Below are 17,637 nucleotides of genomic sequence, written 5' to 3'. Positions count from 1 at the left end.
TGGAGGCGCATTATAGGGAGTTTCCTGCGGCCCGCAACCCTTAAATGACAGAAAAATGACTGACTGCTGCATTCCACAGCGAAACCCCGCCTTATACCCATTTACACACAGAGTTATCCACAAACCACACGATCGTTTCTACGATCCACTCGTTATATCAGCCTCCTTCAACAGAAAAAGAAGAGGTCAAAATCGAAATTTAAAAATTCGCGAGCGTTGCGCAAACGTTTTCGTTACAATGCCCCCGCAAAACAAGGATGCCCCGTAAGGGGCGTTAGCTGAGTTTTTAGCCAAGAATTCACCTAACGCTCTCTGTAATAGTCAAATCCAGGGGATTTACCATGCAACAACGTCGTCCAGTCCGCCGCGCTCTGCTCAGTGTTTCTGACAAGGCCGGTATCATCGAATTCGCTCAGGCACTTTCCGCACGTGGTGTGGAGCTGCTGTCTACAGGTGGCACTGCGCGCCTGTTAGCGGAGAAAGGTCTGCCAGTGACCGAAGTTTCCGATTACACCGGCTTCCCGGAAATGATGGATGGACGCGTGAAGACCCTGCATCCGAAAGTCCACGGCGGCATTCTTGGTCGTCGCGGTCAGGATGACGGAATTATGGAACAGCACGGTATCGCCCCTATCGATATGGTGGTTGTAAACCTGTATCCATTCGCCGAGACCGTCGCCCGTGAAGGCTGCTCGCTGGAAGATGCGGTAGAGAACATTGATATCGGCGGCCCGACCATGGTGCGTTCCGCTGCCAAGAACCATAAAGACGTAGCGATCGTTGTGAAGAGCAGCGACTACGACGCCATTATTAAAGAGATGGATGCCAACGAAGGCTCCCTGACTCTGGAAACCCGCTTTGACCTCGCGATTAAAGCCTTCGAACACACCGCCGCCTACGACAGCATGATTGCCAACTACTTCGGCAGTATGGTTCCGGCTTACCACGGTGAGAGCAAAGAGGCCGCCGGTCGTTTCCCGCGTACGCTGAACCTGAACTTCATTAAGAAGCAGGATATGCGCTACGGCGAGAACAGCCACCAGCAGGCTGCCTTCTATATAGAAGAGAATGTTAAAGAAGCGTCCGTTGCCACCGCGCAGCAGGTACAGGGCAAAGCGCTTTCCTACAACAACATCGCAGATACCGACGCGGCGCTGGAGTGCGTGAAAGAGTTCAGCGAGCCAGCCTGTGTGATCGTTAAGCACGCTAACCCGTGCGGCGTGGCGGTAAGTACCTCTATTCTCGACGCTTACGACCGCGCCTATAAAACCGACCCGACCTCCGCGTTCGGCGGCATCATCGCTTTCAACCGCGAACTGGATGCCGAAACCGCGCAGGCAATTATCTCCCGTCAGTTCGTGGAAGTGATCATCGCCCCGTCCGCAACCGAAGACGCACTGAAAATCACCGCCGCCAAACAGAACGTTCGCGTTCTGACCTGCGGTCAGTGGGCACAACGTGTACCGGGCCTGGACTTCAAACGCGTTAACGGCGGTTTGCTGGTTCAGGACAGGGATCTGGGGATGGTGAGCGAAGGCGAACTGCGCGTGGTGTCCAAACGTCAGCCGACCGAGCAAGAGCTGCGCGATGCGCTGTTCTGCTGGAAAGTCGCCAAGTTCGTGAAATCCAACGCCATTGTTTATGCCAAAGAGAACATGACTATCGGCATAGGCGCAGGCCAGATGAGCCGCGTGTACTCCGCAAAGATCGCCGGGATTAAAGCGGCTGACGAAGGTCTGGAAGTGAAAGGCTCCGCCATGGCCTCTGACGCCTTCTTCCCGTTCCGCGATGGTATTGATGCTGCCGCCGCCGTTGGCGTGAGCTGCGTTATCCAGCCTGGTGGTTCTATCCGTGATGACGAAGTCATTGCCGCTGCCGATGAACACGGTATCGCGATGATCTTTACCGACATGCGCCACTTCCGCCATTAATCCACGGAGCAGACGATGAAAATATTAGTGATTGGCAACGGCGGGCGCGAGCACGCCCTGGCCTGGAAAGCCGCACAGTCCCCGCTGGTTGATACCGTTTTTGTCGCACCGGGTAACGCCGGTACCGCACTGGAGCCCGCGTTGCAGAACGTGGCTATCGGCGTCACCGATATTCCAGCTCTGCTGAGCTTTGCCCAGAACGAGAAAATTGACCTGACCATCGTCGGCCCGGAAGCGCCGCTGGTGATTGGCGTGGTCGATGCGTTCCGCGCCGCTGGCCTGAAGATCTTCGGGCCAACCGAAGGTGCTGCACAGCTGGAAGGTTCCAAAGCCTTCACCAAAGATTTCCTCGCCCGTCACCAGATCCCGACGGCGGAATATCAGAACTTCACTGAGATTGAGCCAGCGTTGGCCTATCTGCGTGAGAAAGGCGCGCCGATCGTCATCAAAGCTGACGGCCTGGCTGCTGGTAAAGGCGTTATCGTGGCGATGACGCTGGAGGAAGCAGAAGCCGCCGTTCATGACATGCTGGCAGGTAACGCTTTTGGCGATGCGGGCCACCGTATCGTGATCGAAGAGTTCCTCGACGGCGAAGAAGCGAGCTTTATCGTAATGGTCGACGGCGAGCACGTGCTGCCGATGGCCACCAGCCAGGACCACAAACGCGTAGGCAACGGCGACACTGGCCCGAACACCGGCGGTATGGGTGCTTACTCACCAGCGCCGGTGGTAACTGATGAAGTGCATCAGCGCACCATGGAACGCATTATTTGGCCAACCGTAAAAGGTATGGCGGCGGAAGGGAATACCTACACCGGTTTCCTGTACGCGGGTCTGATGATCGACAAACAGGGCAATCCGAAGGTTATCGAGTTCAACTGCCGCTTCGGCGATCCGGAAACCCAGCCGATCATGCTACGCATGAAATCGGACCTGGTGGAGCTTTGCCTGGCCGCCTGCGACGGCAAGCTGGATGAGAAAACCTCCGAGTGGGACGAACGCGCCTCGCTGGGTGTCGTCATTGCTGCCGGAGGTTATCCGGGCAACTACAACACCGGAGATGAGATCCACGGTCTGCCGCTGGAAGAAGTAGAAGACGGAAAAGTGTTCCATGCGGGCACTAAACTCGCCGAAGACGATCGCGTGCTGACCAGCGGCGGTCGCGTGCTGTGCGCCACCGCCCTGGGTCATACTGTGGCTGAAGCGCAGAAACGCGCTTACGCCCTGATGACCGACATCCGCTGGGATGGCAGCTTCAGCCGTAACGACATCGGCTGGCGCGCCATTGAACGCGAGCAACGCTAACGCGAAATTTTCGCCAGCAGCGTTTTACGCGTAATGCCTAACTGACGGGCGGCTTCCGTTTTATTGCCGCCCGTTTTTTCCAGCGCCGCCAGAATCACCTCTTTTTCGACATCCACCAGCGGTTGGATCTCGCCACTGAATTCCGTTTTTATCGGCGTCGCGGCAATCGCCATCGGCAGCTCGCGTTCGGAAATATATTCCCCCGTCAGCAGCACCACCGAGCGCTCAATCGCATTTTCCAGCTCACGAATATTGCCCGGCCAGTCGTAGTGGATCAGCAGATCCATCGCCTGCGGAGTAAAGCCTTTCACCGCTTTACGGTTACGCGCGGCAAAACGCTGGAGAAAATGTTCGGCTAGCAGCGGAATATCTTCCCGGCGCTGGCACAGCGCTGGCATTTCAATGGTGACGACGTTCAGGCGATAGTAGAGATCCTGACGAAAGCGCCCGGCACTGACTTCCTCGGCCAGATTACGATGCGTGGCGGCGATCAGCCGGACATCAACCGCAATAGTCTGGTTGCTGCCAACCCGCTGCACTTCGCGCTCCTGGATAGCCCGCAGCAGACGCACCTGCATCAGCGGTGAAATATCACCGATTTCATCAAGAAATAACGTGCCGCCATCGGCTTCCACAAAGCGACCTTCCCGCCGTTTATCCGCCCCGGTAAACGCGCCTTTTTCGTGGCCAAAAAGTTCGGACTCCAGCAGCGATTCATTAAGCGCCGCGCAGTTGAGCGTCACCAGCGGTTTATCGCGACGGGCGCTGCTGGCATGTAGCGCCCGGGCCACCAGCTCTTTCCCCGTGCCGGAGTCTCCGTGAATAAGCACCGTCGCATCCGAGGGCGCAACCATCGCGATTTCATTGAGCAACTGCTGCATCGCCGGACTGCTGCCAATCATGCCAAACTGCGCAGCCGACGCCGATGGCAGTTCAGCGCCCGTTTCCCGCGTATGCGCCAGCGCCTTTTCCAGCGTCTCCTGCAGACGGTCAAAATCCAGCGGCTTGATTAAGTAGTCCAGCGCCCCGGTTTTAAGCGCTTCAACGGCAGTCTCCACGCTGGAGAACGCCGTCATGATCAAGACTGGAATCGCCGGATTCAGCGCTTTAATCTCTTTCAGCGTTGCGATGCCGTCCATCTCCGCCATGCGTACATCACACAGCACTAAATCAAATACGCGTTCGCGCACCTGTTCCAGCGCCGCTCGCCCGCTATAGGCCAACGCGACCTCATAACCCCAGCCGCGCAGCAGCGCCTGTAAAATGGTGCAGTGGCTGATATCGTCATCTACCACCAGAATATTGATTTTTCCGCGCGTCATCCTTGTTAATCCTGTTGTTTCGCTTTGGTCGGCAGCCAAAGGGTAAAGGTCGCGCCTTTGCCCTCAACGCTTGCCACCTGAATGGTGCCACCGTGCTGTTCGATAATGTTCTGCACTACCGCCAGCCCGAGGCCGGTTCCGTCAGCTTTGGTCGTAAAGTAAGGCGTAAAAATGGCCTCCAGCTGTTCCGCCGCAATCCCCTTCCCACTATCGGTAACCACAATTTTAACGCGTTCGCCGCTGCTTTCATTCGCTTCAACCGTAATCGTGCCCTGACGACCAATCGCATGAATGGCGTTCAGATACAGATTCAACAAAACCTGAGTCAGCCGGTCGGGATCGGCCTGGATAGCGGGCAGCGTAGAATTGGCCGAAAAGCGGAGCTGGATTTCCCGGCTTGCCGCATCCTGACTCACCAGGTGTAATGAGTGGGTGATAACCTCATTGAGATCCACCTGTTGCAGCGTCAGATGTGCAGGTTTCACCAGCTCCAGCAACTCGCTCACCACCCGATTTAAACGATCCGCCTCTTTCGCCATCACCTGTGCCAGCTCATGCGACTCGCCTCCTGCCGGGGTTCGCTCGGCAAAATACTTCGCTAACCCTTTGATCGATGAAAGCGGGTTACGAATTTCATGTGCCACCCCAGCCGCAAGATGACCGAGTGCTAACAGTTTTTCTTTACGCTTCATCGCATCCTGGAGTTCTTTGTACGAGCGCTGATAGCGCTGATACCAGAAGAACGTCAGCACGGTGGCCAGCAACACAGCCGCCAGCGCAGAGAGGACTATCAGTGTATTACGCCACTCCCTTGCCTGAGTCGCTGTCAAATCGCTGGCATCAAAGGCGATAAATATGGTTTGTGATGGGGTGATAAGCTGCCCGTCATTACTGGCACAGCGCGCCATGCCGTGGCGTCCTGGACCATACATCGGCTGAAACTGGCGATAAATTTCCAGTGCTGGCGTTTTTTCACCATCCCTCGCTGGAATTTCAATATTCCGCCAGCTTTCTTGCTCCCCAGGACTAAGCTGTCGCAGGACATCCGATGAATAGAGCGTTTTGCCGACCATCGCGGAATTGCTGTGGGTAATAATGACACCATGCTCATCGACGACAGCAAACCATAGCACGCCAGGCTGTACAGCCATTTCCTCCAGTAGCGTCTGCTGCTGGGCATGATGCATGCGCATCCCCATGCCTACGCGCGTACCAGACTCCAGAGCGCGAATGAGCACGCTGCCTTTTTCCAGTAGCGTTTGCCGCGCGGCACCACTTTCCCGCCCATAGTCCCGAATGGTCATAATCGAAAACCAGCCGACCAAAACCAGGATTGCCGCCAGCAAGAGTCGGCTCAACCACTTTGCCACCGTATCCTTATAAAGACGCATACGCTCTCCCTTCACCCCGCTTGTTCCTTTCATCGTTGCAGGTATACAGCAGAAATCATGCCATTTTTTCCCCCTGATAACCCTGCCCTCAGACACAAACAGCTGAAAGTAACGGGTAAAAATGACTCGCTGACGCGTTCTGGCGAGTCATTTTTACTCGTTTCCCTGCAAAGACGGCGGGTACAACGCCCGCAGGACTGGGATTGCCGCTTTGGCACGGAAGATGCAAAAGGGAATGTAAGTAACCAACAGGAGAACGAATGATGAAACGGAACAACAAACTGGCACTGATTGCACTTTCTCTTATCGCACTTGGCTCCACCCCGGTACTGGCACAGAATCACTGGGGATATGGCGACGGAATGCAGCAACGGGGCGGTACGCCAATGACCGCTGAGCAGCAGGCTGCCGCACAGAAAATCTATGATGATTATTATTCCCAGACCAGCGCGTTGCGCCAACAGCTGACATCCAAACGTTATGAGTACAACGCACTATTAACGGCCAGCTCGCCGGACACGGCAAAAATTAACGCCGTTGCAAAAGAGATGGAAGCGTTGAATCAGTCTCTGGACGAGCAGCGCGTTAAACGTGATGTCGCAATGGCGCAGGCTGGCGTGCCACGTGGCGCGGGAATGGGCTACGGCGGATGCGGCGGTGGCGGTAACCATCGCGGCGGCGGTCATATGGGAATGGGCCACTGGTAAAAGACTTAATACCTGATGACGCTATACGGATCAGGCCTGCTGATTTCCTGTATTCAGGTTTTCAGAAAGTTTTGGCTGTAGGCTGCCAGTGACAAAAATCTTCATTGGCGACCAGCAGTAGCTGCGACCCTTCGGGCGCTTCCAGCCATGCCACACTCACCTCTACGGATGAATGTCTCTGGCGGCGCTCGATATGGTTTATCGCCCACGACTCCAGGTCTGGCTTCAGCGTTTCACCTTCACAGGTTGTGACCGTGTTATCCGCATGCCAACGTCCCTGACGCAATATCACCCGCCCCTGACGCAGCGCATCGCTGGTCTGGCGAATTTGATCGGCACGATAGCGGTAAAGCGCGATTTGATCGCTGGAAAGCTGCTGCTTTTGCCCGTCGACTTCACGCTGCATGAAGCTCAGTTCGCCCCGGTCATCGAAGCGTATACGGACATGTTCAGCCGGTTTACTGTAAACGTTGAGTTCTATCAGAGAGAGCGAATCACCCTGCCAGCGGTATTCACTGGTAGTGGTTTCGCCTTTACGCCACGGACTAAATACCGAGAGCAAGTGAACATCGTCACCGGAGTCTTTACGCCAAATGCGTACCGCCCCCTGATCGCCAACATAGCCGCTGGCCGTGAAAGGAGGAAGCTCAGAATGGCTACCGCAGGCAGACAGTAACAGAACACCTGAAAGCCAAAGCGTATGACGCCAGATGGACAAAAGGGGCGAAACCGCCCCTTCGTTAAAACTGTTCACTGCCACGCGAATTACTTAACCGCGTCTTTCAGTGCTTTACCAGAAACAAATGCCGGTACGTTAGCTGCGGCGATTTTGATTTCTTTACCGGTCTGCGGGTTGCGGCCAGTGCGCTCAGCACGGTGGTTCACTTTGAAGGTACCGAAACCAACCAGTTGTACAGCATCGCCTTCTTTCAGAGACTCAGTAATAGCAGCCAGAGTGGATTCCAGAGCAGCTTTAGCCTGTGTTTTAGACAGTTCTGCTTTGTCTGCAATTACATCAATCAGTTGAGTCTTGTTCATAAGTTATCCTTACAATGTGTTTATCGCTTGCTAAGCATCGAGTGCGACGGAAATGCCAGAAAAGCACTCTCCTGCATACACGCACCGATAGCCACTTTTTTTCGCCCCCCAAATGTAGACCAGACCGGGGGCGGATGGGAAGCCTTCAGGCACGACAAATCAGGCGTTAAATCACGTTTTGTGGTGTCATTGCTGAAAATTTATACCAATATTGCTCTCGCCAGCCTCGCGCAGGTCTGCACGCAGCCCTTTTATCAGCTCAATATCGCGTTCTTCACAGTCGGCTAAAAGTCGGAAAATTTCCCACTGAATATCCCATTCTTGCTCAACGGCAGGGTTCTCTTTGAGCTCTTCATCGGTCATTTCACGACCAGCCTGAGTCATTTCCAGCATCGCAACCGTCGTAATCGAAGCCTTACTCACTTCGATTGCATGCTCCAGCGTTTCACCGCTAAGACGCGAATGCATCAGCTCGCTTAATGCCACACAGGCATCAATCGCCGGATAAACACCGTACAGATCGTAATCGTCTGCAGAAGGAATGGCCTCTTCAAACTTTTCCAGCTGGCTGTCGAAATTGATTTTCGCGTCTTTAACCGTCAGCGCTTCCCAAATCAGATCCAGAATTCGGCGGTAAATCTGTCCATCGCCAAATTCAGTTTGCTTGCAGAACATGGCGTAGTTTGGGTACATGCGTTCGCACAGACAGGCCATAAACGTGACGTGCTGCCAGCTTTCCAGCTTCTCCAGACGCAGGTGAATCGGATTTTGTAACATGATGAGTTCTCAAATACGGAAATTAGCCGCAGTTTACCCGATATAGGGCGTTTTTGCTGCAAGCCGAGTAAAAGCCGGGCGTTCGGATGCTACCGCATCTGCCCAGCGTGTTGGTTCCGGCAAACGATAGCCGTTCATACAGCGTTGAACCCACGCCAGTGCGCTGTCCATACTCACGCGGTGGCCCGTGGAAATAAACAACGGGTTACAGCGCGCTTTGCTGCGCCAGACCCATGCCAGTTGTTCGCCTTTATCCAGCAACGGCGCTAGCGCACCAGGTTCAGCAGCGAGCGGTTCAAACTTGCCGCACAACCGTTTTTTCGCCACGCCGATCGTCGGGACATCCACCAGCAGACCAAAATGGCTGGCCACGCCCAGACGACGCGGGTGAGAAATGCCATGCCCGTCAACGAACAGCAGATCTGGCTTGTGCGAGAGCAGTTGCCAGGCGGCCATCAGCGCGGGAGTTTCACGAAAGGAGAGAAAACCGGGAATGTAGGGCATGGTGGTGGCGATACGCGCCACCTTGTATTCGACCAGTTCAAGCGTGGGATACTTCAGCAAAACCATTGCGGCTCGCGTCACTTCGCCACCCTGCTCAAACCCAACGTCCGCCCCGCCGATCAGATCCGGCGGATCGTTCTTCAGACGATCCTCGCGGATCACTGAAGAAGCCAGTTCAAGCTGCTGCGCGCGTAATGACGCGAGATCCATGATAACTCCTTAGCGGTGGTACTGTTCGGACAACCGATGTACCGCCTCCACAAAGACACCCGCATGTTCTGGCGGGACGTCCTGATGAATGCCGTGGCCCAGGTTAAAGACATGCCCTTCACCCTGACCGAATCCGGCCAGAATTGTCGCCACCTCTTCTTCGATGCGGGCTGGCGGCGCATACAGCATGGACGGATCCATATTGCCCTGGAGCGCCACTTTATGACCTACACGACGACGCGCATCGGCAATGTCAGTGGTCCAGTCGAGACCTAACGCATCACAGCCGGTTTCCGCCATCGCTTCCAGCCACTGACCACCGCCTTTGGTAAACAGCGTCACCGGAACGCGACGACCTTCGTTCTCGCGCAGCAGGCCATCAACGATTTTGTGCATGTAGTACAAAGAGAACTGCTGATAGTCGCGACCGGTCAGCACGCCACCCCAGGTGTCGAAAATCATCACCGACTGCGCGCCCGCTTTGATCTGCGCGTTCAGGTACAGCGTGACGCTCTTCGCCAGCTTATCAAGCAGCAGATGCAGCGCTTTAGGGTCGGCGTACATCATCTTTTTAATCACGGTGAAGGCTTTGCTGCTGCCGCCTTCAACCATGTAGGTCGCCAGCGTCCACGGACTACCGGAGAAGCCGATCAGCGGCACTTCGCCTTTCAGTTCACGGCGGATAGTGCGCACCGCGTTCATCACGTACCCCAGCCCATCTTCCGGGTCCGGGATCGGCAGTTTGTCGACATCAGCCTTGCTGGTAATCGGAGAGGTGAAGCGTGGGCCTTCTCCTGCTTCAAAATACAGCCCGAGTCCCATCGCATCCGGGATCGTCAGAATATCCGAGAAGAGGATCGCGGCATCAAGTTTATAGCGACGCAGCGGCTGCAGCGTGACTTCGCAGGCCAGCTCGGCATTTTTGCACAGCGCCATAAAATCGCCCGCTTCGGCACGGGTAGCTTTGTATTCCGGTAGATAGCGGCCTGCCTGGCGCATCATCCATACCGGAGTGACATCAACGGGCTGGCGCAGCAGCGCACGCAGATAACGATCGTTCTTCAGTTCGGTCATTTTTGCAGTTCCTTATTGCGTCAGTCCATCAGTGTATCACCACTCGCTCTTTACTCGTACTCAGCCCGACACATTGCCACAGTGTCTTCAATCAATCGACGCGCGACAGTACCCGGCGGGGGTAAGAGCGGTAAGTCGTCATAGCGATACCAGTTCGCTTCCAGCAGCTCTTTCGGGTCGATGACGATTTCGCCGCTATCATACTCCGCCATAAATGCGGTCATCAAAGACTGCGGGAACGGCCATGGCTGAGAAGTGACATAGCGCAGGTTTTTCACCTTGATGCCGCTTTCTTCCATGACTTCACGCGCCACCGCCTGTTCTAAGGTCTCACCTACTTCGACAAAACCCGCCAGTACGGTATGCACGCCGTTACGATGGCGAACATGTTGGGCAAGCAGGATGGAATCATCTCGGCGAATAGCGACGATTATGCACGGGGCAATTTGCGGGTAATAACGTTCACGGCAGTGGCTACAGAGCATCGCCCACTCCGTTTTACTCGGGTGCATGGGATGGCCGCAGTAGCCGCAGAATTTATGCGAGCGATAGAACTCCGCCAGCTGTACGCCGCGTCCGGCCAGTTGAAACAGGCCAACGTCCTGGTCAATGACCTGGCGCACCGACCCCATATCGTGTCGACGCTGCTGCTGCACCAGCCAGACAGTCTCCCCTTCCCACTCGCCTATTGGCAGCGCGCGCTGACCAATCAGATCAAAACGGGCTGCGTCGCCATAAGGTAGCTCGCCATGAGGTAACCATAACTTTTGCTCATGACTGACGATCCACCAGCCGCTATCTAATTTTTCAATTATACGATCCATATCTCTTGCGCAACCTTTGCTTCACAGGCATGTTGTTTACATTATTTTTACATTTACGGGTGAGCAGTTCCTAAACACCATCTTGCGGAGTCAATCATGCTAAACCAGCTGGAAAGCCTGACGGAGCACGTCGGAGGAAGTAATAAACTGGTTGATCGCTGGCTACATGTACGTAAGCACCTGCTCGTGGCTTACTACAATCTGGTTGGCATTAAGCCTGGCAAAGAATCGTACATGCGACTCAATGAAAAAGCGCTGGATGATTTTTGTCAGAGCCTGGTCGATTACCTCTCCACCGGACACTTCAGTATTTATGAACGTATTCTCCATAAATTGGAAGGGAACGGGCAGCTTTTAAAAGCCACAAAAATTTGGCCGCTGCTGGAAGCCAATACGCAGCTGATCATGGACTACTATGACTCCAGCCTGGAAACTGCGATTGATCATGATAACTTCCTTGAATTTCAACAGGTTTTATCGGATCTCGGCGAGGCACTGGAAGCCCGATTCGTGCTGGAAGATAAGTTGATCATGCTGGTATTTGACGCAATGCACGAGAGTAACACTCTCAAACGTCATGCTTGAGATTTGCGGCATTAACGCGTAGTTTACATTCATTACCTCTTTACTGAGGTTACTTCTTGTCGGAGTGCTTATTTTCCACAGCAGCATGAGTGGAAAAGGCTGAGACCGTTAATTCGGGATCCGCGGAACCTGATCAGGTTAAAACCTGCGAAGGGAACAAGAGTCAATCTACAATAGCATCGCCCCCGGGCGAGCTTCTCTCTTGCTTCATCCGTCGTCTGACAAGCCATATCCTTACTTTTATTTGGAATGAGCTATGTCTGCCACTACTAAACCATCACGCCGCGAACAGCGCGCTCAAGCCCAACACTTTATCGATACCCTGGAAGGGACCGCCTTCCCTAACTCAAAACGCATTTATATTACCGGTTCGCAGCCGGATATTCGCATTCCGATGCGCGAAATTCAGCTCAGCCCAACGCTGACTGGCGGTAGCAAAGACAACCCGCAGTTCGAAGAGAACGAAGCCGTTCCGGTATACGACACCTCCGGACCGTATGGCGATCCTGACGTGGCGATTAACGTCCAGCAGGGTCTGGCAAAGCTGCGCCAGCCGTGGATTGCGGCGCGTAACGATAGCGAAGAATTAGACGACCGGAGTTCCGCTTATACCAAAGAACGTCTGGCCGACGATGGCCTGGACGAGCTGCGTTTCACCGGCCTGCTGACGCCAAAGCGCGCCAAAGCGGGTAAGCGAGTCACCCAACTGCACTACGCCCGCCAGGGAATAGTGACCCCGGAGATGGAGTTCATCGCCATCCGTGAAAACATGGGCCGCGAGCGCATTCGCAGTGAAGTGCTGCGTCACCAGCATCCGGGGATGAACTATGGTGCACGCCTGCCGGAAAACATCACGCCGGAATTCGTGCGTGATGAAGTGGCCGCGGGCCGTGCGATTATTCCTGCCAACATCAACCACCCGGAATCCGAGCCGATGATTATCGGTCGCAACTTCCTGGTGAAGGTTAACGCCAACATCGGTAACTCTGCCGTCACCTCCTCCATTGAAGAAGAGGTAGAGAAGCTGGTGTGGTCGACGCGCTGGGGCGCGGACACGGTGATGGATCTCTCCACCGGTCGCTATATCCACGAAACCCGCGAGTGGATCCTGCGTAACAGTCCGGTACCGATCGGTACTGTGCCGATCTACCAGGCGCTGGAGAAGGTCAACGGGATCGCCGAAGATCTCACCTGGGAAGCCTTCCGCGACACGTTGCTGGAGCAGGCCGAACAGGGCGTCGACTACTTCACCATTCACGCGGGCGTGCTGCTGCGCTACGTGCCGATGACTGCCAAACGCCTGACCGGCATTGTCTCACGCGGCGGTTCAATTATGGCGAAATGGTGCCTTTCTCATCACAAAGAGAACTTCCTGTACGAACATTTCCGCGAGATTTGCGAAATCTGCGCCGCCTACGATGTCTCTTTGTCGCTGGGTGACGGCCTGCGCCCGGGTTCAATTCAGGATGCGAACGACGAAGCGCAGTTCTCCGAGCTGCATACGCTGGGCGAGCTGACCAAAATCGCCTGGGAATACGACGTGCAGGTGATGATAGAAGGTCCAGGTCATGTGCCCATGCATATGATCCAGCGCAACATGACCGAAGAGCTGGAGAACTGCCATGAAGCACCGTTCTACACTTTAGGACCGTTGACCACCGATATCGCACCGGGCTACGACCACTTCACTTCCGGGATCGGCGCGGCGATGATCGGCTGGTTTGGCTGCGCGATGCTGTGCTACGTCACGCCAAAAGAGCACCTCGGCCTGCCGAACAAAGAAGATGTTAAACAAGGGTTGATTACCTACAAGATTGCCGCCCATGCAGCTGACTTAGCAAAAGGTCATCCGGGCGCGCAGATCCGCGATAACGCCATGTCGAAAGCGCGCTTCGAATTCCGCTGGGAAGACCAGTTTAACCTCGCGCTCGACCCATTCACCGCCCGTGCCTACCACGATGAAACCCTGCCACAGGAATCCGGTAAGGTCGCCCACTTCTGCTCCATGTGCGGGCCGAAGTTCTGCTCGATGAAAATCAGCCAGGAGGTTCGCGACTACGCTGCTGCACAAACGATTGAAGTCGGCATGGCAGATATGTCGGAGAACTTCCGCGCCAAAGGCGGCGAAATCTACCTCAAAAAAGAGGAGGCGTAATGTACCAGCCTGATTTCCCGACCGTGCCGTTTCGCCTCGGGCTTTACCCGGTGGTGGACAGCATGCAATGGATTGAACGCTTGCTGCAGGCGGGCGTATGCACGATCCAACTGCGCATTAAAGATAAGCGTGATGAAGAGGTCGAAGCCGACGTTATGGCCGCCATTGAACTGGGTCGTCGCTATAACGCCCGTCTGTTTATCAACGACTACTGGCGTCTGGCAATTAAGCACCGCGCTTACGGCGTACATCTGGGCCAGGAAGACCTTGAAACCACGGACCTGAAGGCGATTCAGGCGGCGGGGCTGCGCCTGGGGGTCTCCACTCACGATGATATGGAGATCGACGTCGCGCTCGCCGCTAAGCCTTCTTATATCGCGCTGGGTCATGTTTTCCCCACGCAAACCAAACAGATGCCTTCCGCCCCGCAGGGACTCACGCAACTGGCAAACCATATTGAACGATTAGCGGATTACCCGACCGTCGCCATTGGCGGTATCAGCCTTGAGCGCGCCCCGGCGGTACTGGCGACCGGCGTCGGCAGCATTGCCGTGGTCAGCGCCATTACCCAGGTGGCTGACTGGCAGGTCGCCACGGCCCAACTACTGGATATCGCGGGAGTGGGCGATGAATGACCGCGACTTTATGCGTTACAGCCGACAGATCCTGCTCGGCGATATCGCCATTGAAGGCCAGCAAAAGCTACTCGATAGCCATGTGCTGATTGTCGGTTTAGGCGGGTTAGGTTCGCCTGCCGCGCTGTATCTGGCGGGAGCAGGCATCGGAAAATTGACGCTGGTAGACGATGACGACATTCATCTGAGCAACCTGCAGCGCCAGATCCTGTTTACCACTGATGATATCGCACGTTCAAAATCGCAGGTTGCCCAGCAGCGCCTGACGCGGCTCAACCCAGATATCGAGCTGGTGTCACTCCAGCAGCGACTGAAAGGCGATGCGCTTCGGCATGCGGTAGCGCGTGCCGATGTGGTGCTCGACTGTACCGATAATATGGCCACGCGCCAGGAAATTAACGCCGCCTGCGTAACGCTCAACACCCCGCTCGTCACCGCCAGCGCCGTCGGCTTTGGCGGCCAACTGATGGTGCTGACGCCCCCGTGGGAACAAGGATGTTACCGCTGCCTGTGGCCGGACGATGTAGAGCCCGAACGCAACTGCCGTACCGCCGGTATCGTCGGACCAGTTGTGGGCGTGATGGGCACCTTGCAAGCGTTGGAAGCGATTAAATTGCTCAGCGGTATTGAGACGCCCAGCGGAGAGCTACGCCTGTTTGACGGTAAAACCAGCCAGTGGCGCAGCTTCGCACTACGACGCGCCAGCGGCTGCCCGGTATGCGGAGGGCAACATGCAGATTCAGTTCAATGATGAGCCGATGCAGTGCGCCGAAGGACAAACCGTCAGTGGGCTGCTCACTGCGCTTAATCAGCTTAAACCGGGCGCGGCGCTGGCGCTCAATCAGCAGATCCTCCCACGCGAGCAGTGGGAGCAGCAAATCGTGCAGGAAGGCGACCAGATCCTGCTTTTTCAGGTTATTGCAGGGGGTTGATATGTTACGTATTGCCGACAAAACGTTTGATTCGCATCTGTTCACCGGCACCGGAAAATTTGCTTCATCACAGCTGATGGTCGAGGCGATTCGCGCCTCCGGCAGCCAACTGGTAACGCTGGCCATGAAGCGCGTGGATTTGCGTCAGCACAACGATGCCATTCTGGCGCCGCTGGTAGACGCTGGTGTGACGCTGTTGCCCAACACTTCGGGGGCAAAAACCGCTGAAGAGGCGATTTTTGCTGCCCAGTTGGCGCGTGAAGCGCTGGGCACAAACTGGCTGAAATTAGAAATCCACCCGGACGCCCGCTGGCTGTTACCCGATCCAATCGAAACATTGAAAGCCGCAGAAGTACTGGTGAAAAAGGGCTTCGTGGTACTGCCTTACTGTGGCGCAGATCCGGTGCTGTGCAAACGACTGGAAGAAGTAGGCTGTTCTGCAGTCATGCCGCTCGGCGCGCCCATCGGCTCTAATCAGGGGCTGGAAACCAAAGCGATGCTGGAGATTATTATCCAACAGGCGACCGTGCCGGTGGTGGTTGATGCAGGCATCGGCGTCCCCAGCCACGCAACGCAGGCGCTGGAAATGGGCGCCGACGCGGTGTTGGTCAATACGGCAATCGCGGTAGCCGACAGCCCGGTGATGATGGCAACCGCCTTCCGCCTGGCCGTTGAAGCTGGCTTGCTGGCACGCCAGGCGGTACCAGGAAGCAAAAGTTCGCAGGCAAGTCCCACCAGCCCGTTAACCGGATTCCTGGAGGCCTTCGCATGAAAACGTTCAGCGACCGCTGGCGACAGCTGGACTGGGATGACATCCGCCTGCGTATCAACGGTAAAACCGCCGCTGACGTGGAGCGCGCCCTCAACGCTTCGCATCTTAGTCGCGACGATCTGATGGCATTGCTCTCTCCTGCCGCCGCCGATTATCTGGAGCCGCTGGCGCAGCGGGCGCAGAAGCTCACCCGTCAGCGTTTTGGTAACACGGTGAGCTTTTACGTACCGTTGTATCTCTCCAACCTTTGCGCCAACGACTGCACCTACTGCGGTTTTTCGATGAGCAACCGTATCAAACGCAAAACGCTGGACGAAGATGAGATAACACGGGAGTGTGCGGCTATCCGTGAGCTGGGTTTTGAGCATCTGCTGCTGGTCACCGGTGAACATCAGGCAAAAGTGGGGATGAATTACTTTCGTCGCCATTTGCCTGCCATTCGCCGCCAGTTCGCCTCTTTACAGATGGAGGTACAGCCGTTGTCAGAGGCTGAATATGCAGAGCTGAAGACGCTGGGGCTGGATGGCGTGATGGTGTATCAGGAGAGCTACCATGAGGCAACTTACGCTCGTCACCATTTAAAAGGGAAAAAGCAGGATTTCTTCTGGCGCCTGGAAACGCCGGACAGGCTGGGCCGCGCAGGGATCGACAAAATCGGTCTTGGCGCGTTGATTGGTTTGTCCGACAGCTGGCGGGTTGATTGCTATATGGTGGCTGAACATCTGCTATGGATGCAGCAGCATTACTGGCAGAGCCGTTACTCTATCTCCTTCCCTCGCCTGCGCCCATGCACCGGAGGCGTTGAGCCTGCATCGATCATGGATGAGCGACAGTTGGTCCAGACCATTTGCGCGTTTCGTTTACTGGCGCCAGAAATTGAGCTGTCGCTCTCCACCCGCGAATCGCCATGGTTTCGTGACCATGTGATCCCGTTGGCGATCAACAACGTCAGCGCCTTCTCAAAAACCCAGCCCGGTGGTTATGCCGATAACCACCCCGAACTGGAACAGTTCTCCCCGCACGACGATCGTCGCCCAGAAGCCGTTGCTGAAGCACTCATGGCCCAGGGTTTACAGCCCGTGTGGAAAGACTGGGACAGCTATCTGGGGCGCGCTTCACAGGTACCGTAGGTCAGGAGCAATCGCATAAACAAAAAAACCCGCTTTCGCGGGTTTTTTCTTCACTGACACTTAACTGCTCGGGCTCTGGCCTTCATCGCTATCGTAAGCGCTCGTGAAATTATCGGCGATTACAGCGCGACAACGTTAACAGCAGACGGGCCTTTAGCGCCATTCTCCACGGAGAACTCCACCTTTTGACCTTCGTCTAACGTTTTAAAATCGTTACTCTGGATAGCGGAGAAATGTACAAACACATCCTTACTACCGTCCTGAGGAGTGATAAAGCCGAAGCCTTTATCAGAGTTAAACCATTTTACTAAACCAGTCATTTTGTTAGACATAGATACTTCCTTT

20 protein-coding genes and 1 riboswitch are annotated in these 17,637 nt (G+C 55.4%); of the genes, 11 read left to right on the top strand and 9 right to left on the bottom strand.

Features of this window, described 5'->3' with window-relative positions; genetic code table 11:
- Positions 1–341: 341 nt before the first annotated feature.
- Both purH and purD read left to right on the top strand, forming a co-directional pair.
- Positions 342–1,931, top strand: coding sequence for a bifunctional phosphoribosylaminoimidazolecarboxamide formyltransferase/IMP cyclohydrolase (gene purH / locus OGY10_RS00280; protein WP_008787105.1), 1,590 nt, complete (start codon positions 342–344; stop codon positions 1,929–1,931).
- Positions 1,932–1,946: 15 nt separating this feature from the next.
- Complete coding sequence (gene purD / locus OGY10_RS00275) at positions 1,947–3,236, top strand: phosphoribosylamine--glycine ligase (RefSeq protein WP_191226542.1); 1,290 nt, start codon at positions 1,947–1,949, stop codon at positions 3,234–3,236.
- Here the strand turns inward: purD and zraR are convergent.
- Together zraR and zraS are read right to left on the bottom strand one after the other, a co-directional pair.
- Positions 3,233–4,558 carry a sigma-54-dependent response regulator transcription factor ZraR gene (gene zraR, locus OGY10_RS00270; protein ID WP_191226543.1) on the bottom strand — a complete coding sequence of 442 codons (1,326 nt, stop codon included), beginning with the start codon at positions 4,556–4,558 and terminating at the stop codon, positions 3,233–3,235. The two genes, purD and zraR, sit on opposite strands and share 4 nt — an antisense overlap.
- A 5-nt stretch (positions 4,559–4,563) precedes the next feature.
- Positions 4,564–5,949, bottom strand: a complete 1,386-nt coding sequence (gene zraS / locus OGY10_RS00265) for a two-component system sensor histidine kinase ZraS (RefSeq protein ID WP_191226544.1) — start codon at positions 5,947–5,949, stop codon at positions 4,564–4,566.
- A 57-nt stretch (positions 5,950–6,006) separates the two neighbouring features.
- Here zraS and OGY10_RS00260 point away from each other — a divergent pair, with 57 nt between their 5' ends.
- Complete coding sequence (locus OGY10_RS00260; RefSeq protein ID WP_191226545.1) at positions 6,007–6,213, top strand: hypothetical protein; 207 nt, start codon at positions 6,007–6,009, stop codon at positions 6,211–6,213.
- Positions 6,213–6,656, top strand: coding sequence for a zinc resistance sensor/chaperone ZraP (zraP, locus tag OGY10_RS00255; protein WP_032945657.1), 444 nt, complete (start codon positions 6,213–6,215; stop codon positions 6,654–6,656). Before OGY10_RS00260 ends, zraP begins: the two co-directional genes overlap by 1 nt.
- A gap of 61 nt (positions 6,657–6,717) precedes the next feature.
- On the opposite strand, the gene OGY10_RS00250 is transcribed toward zraP, so the two are convergent.
- The 6 genes from OGY10_RS00250 to nudC all read right to left on the bottom strand — a co-directional run bounded on the left by OGY10_RS00250 (position 6,718) and on the right by nudC (position 11,083).
- Complete coding sequence (locus OGY10_RS00250; protein ID WP_032945667.1) at positions 6,718–7,410, bottom strand: DUF1481 domain-containing protein; 693 nt, start codon at positions 7,408–7,410, stop codon at positions 6,718–6,720.
- Positions 7,411–7,421: 11 nt separating this feature from the next.
- A complete protein-coding gene (gene hupA / locus OGY10_RS00245; protein ID WP_001044509.1) occupies positions 7,422–7,694 on the bottom strand; it encodes a nucleoid-associated protein HU-alpha in 273 nt (90 codons plus the stop codon).
- Between the two features lie 186 nt (positions 7,695–7,880).
- A complete protein-coding gene (locus OGY10_RS00240) occupies positions 7,881–8,471 on the bottom strand; it encodes a YjaG family protein (RefSeq protein ID WP_003842015.1) in 591 nt (196 codons plus the stop codon).
- 33 nt (positions 8,472–8,504) lie between these two features.
- Positions 8,505–9,185: a deoxyribonuclease V gene (gene nfi / locus OGY10_RS00235; RefSeq protein ID WP_008787113.1), complete on the bottom strand. Its 681-nt coding sequence runs from the start codon at positions 9,183–9,185 to the stop codon at positions 8,505–8,507.
- Positions 9,186–9,194: 9 nt separating this feature from the next.
- A complete protein-coding gene (hemE, locus tag OGY10_RS00230; protein ID WP_003826889.1) occupies positions 9,195–10,259 on the bottom strand; it encodes a uroporphyrinogen decarboxylase in 1,065 nt (354 codons plus the stop codon).
- Positions 10,260–10,309: 50 nt separating this feature from the next.
- A complete protein-coding gene (nudC, locus tag OGY10_RS00225; RefSeq protein WP_003033074.1) occupies positions 10,310–11,083 on the bottom strand; it encodes an NAD(+) diphosphatase in 774 nt (257 codons plus the stop codon).
- A 96-nt stretch (positions 11,084–11,179) separates the two neighbouring features.
- On the opposite strand from nudC, the gene OGY10_RS00220 reads away from it, so the two are divergent.
- The 7 genes from OGY10_RS00220 to thiH all read left to right on the top strand — a co-directional run bounded on the left by OGY10_RS00220 (position 11,180) and on the right by thiH (position 17,292).
- Entirely contained in the window at positions 11,180–11,668 is a 489-nt protein-coding gene (locus OGY10_RS00220; protein ID WP_032945654.1) for an Rsd/AlgQ family anti-sigma factor, read from the top strand.
- A gap of 50 nt (positions 11,669–11,718) precedes the next feature.
- A riboswitch (TPP riboswitch) is annotated at positions 11,719–11,841 on the top strand.
- An 83-nt stretch (positions 11,842–11,924) separates the two neighbouring features.
- Complete coding sequence (gene thiC / locus OGY10_RS00215; protein ID WP_286576001.1) at positions 11,925–13,823, top strand: phosphomethylpyrimidine synthase ThiC; 1,899 nt, start codon at positions 11,925–11,927, stop codon at positions 13,821–13,823.
- Positions 13,823–14,458, top strand: coding sequence for a thiamine phosphate synthase (gene thiE / locus OGY10_RS00210; RefSeq protein ID WP_191226546.1), 636 nt, complete (start codon positions 13,823–13,825; stop codon positions 14,456–14,458). The genes thiC and thiE overlap by 1 nt, the downstream gene beginning before the upstream one ends.
- Positions 14,451–15,209 carry a HesA/MoeB/ThiF family protein gene (locus OGY10_RS00205; RefSeq protein ID WP_003826902.1) on the top strand — a complete coding sequence of 253 codons (759 nt, stop codon included), beginning with the start codon at positions 14,451–14,453 and terminating at the stop codon, positions 15,207–15,209. Before thiE ends, OGY10_RS00205 begins: the two co-directional genes overlap by 8 nt.
- Positions 15,190–15,390 (top strand): sulfur carrier protein ThiS, encoded by a 201-nt coding sequence (thiS, locus tag OGY10_RS00200; RefSeq protein ID WP_016155307.1) that lies wholly within the window; start codon positions 15,190–15,192, stop codon positions 15,388–15,390. The genes OGY10_RS00205 and thiS overlap by 20 nt, the downstream gene beginning before the upstream one ends.
- A 1-nt stretch (position 15,391) precedes the next feature.
- Positions 15,392–16,162 carry a thiazole synthase gene (gene thiG / locus OGY10_RS00195; protein ID WP_057068781.1) on the top strand — a complete coding sequence of 257 codons (771 nt, stop codon included), beginning with the start codon at positions 15,392–15,394 and terminating at the stop codon, positions 16,160–16,162.
- Positions 16,159–17,292: a 2-iminoacetate synthase ThiH gene (gene thiH, locus OGY10_RS00190; protein WP_191226547.1), complete on the top strand. Its 1,134-nt coding sequence runs from the start codon at positions 16,159–16,161 to the stop codon at positions 17,290–17,292. Before thiG ends, thiH begins: the two co-directional genes overlap by 4 nt.
- Positions 17,293–17,411: 119 nt before the next feature.
- Here thiH and cspG read toward each other — a convergent pair whose 3' ends face one another.
- Entirely contained in the window at positions 17,412–17,624 is a 213-nt protein-coding gene (gene cspG / locus OGY10_RS00185) for a cold shock protein CspG (protein ID WP_003033098.1), read from the bottom strand.
- Positions 17,625–17,637: the final 13 nt, after the last annotated feature.

Source organism: Citrobacter sp. Cpo148, from assembly GCF_030332375.1.
GTDB classification, from domain to species: Bacteria; Pseudomonadota; Gammaproteobacteria; order Enterobacterales; family Enterobacteriaceae; genus Citrobacter; species Citrobacter portucalensis.
This window is presented reverse-complemented; position numbering and strand designations above follow the sequence as displayed.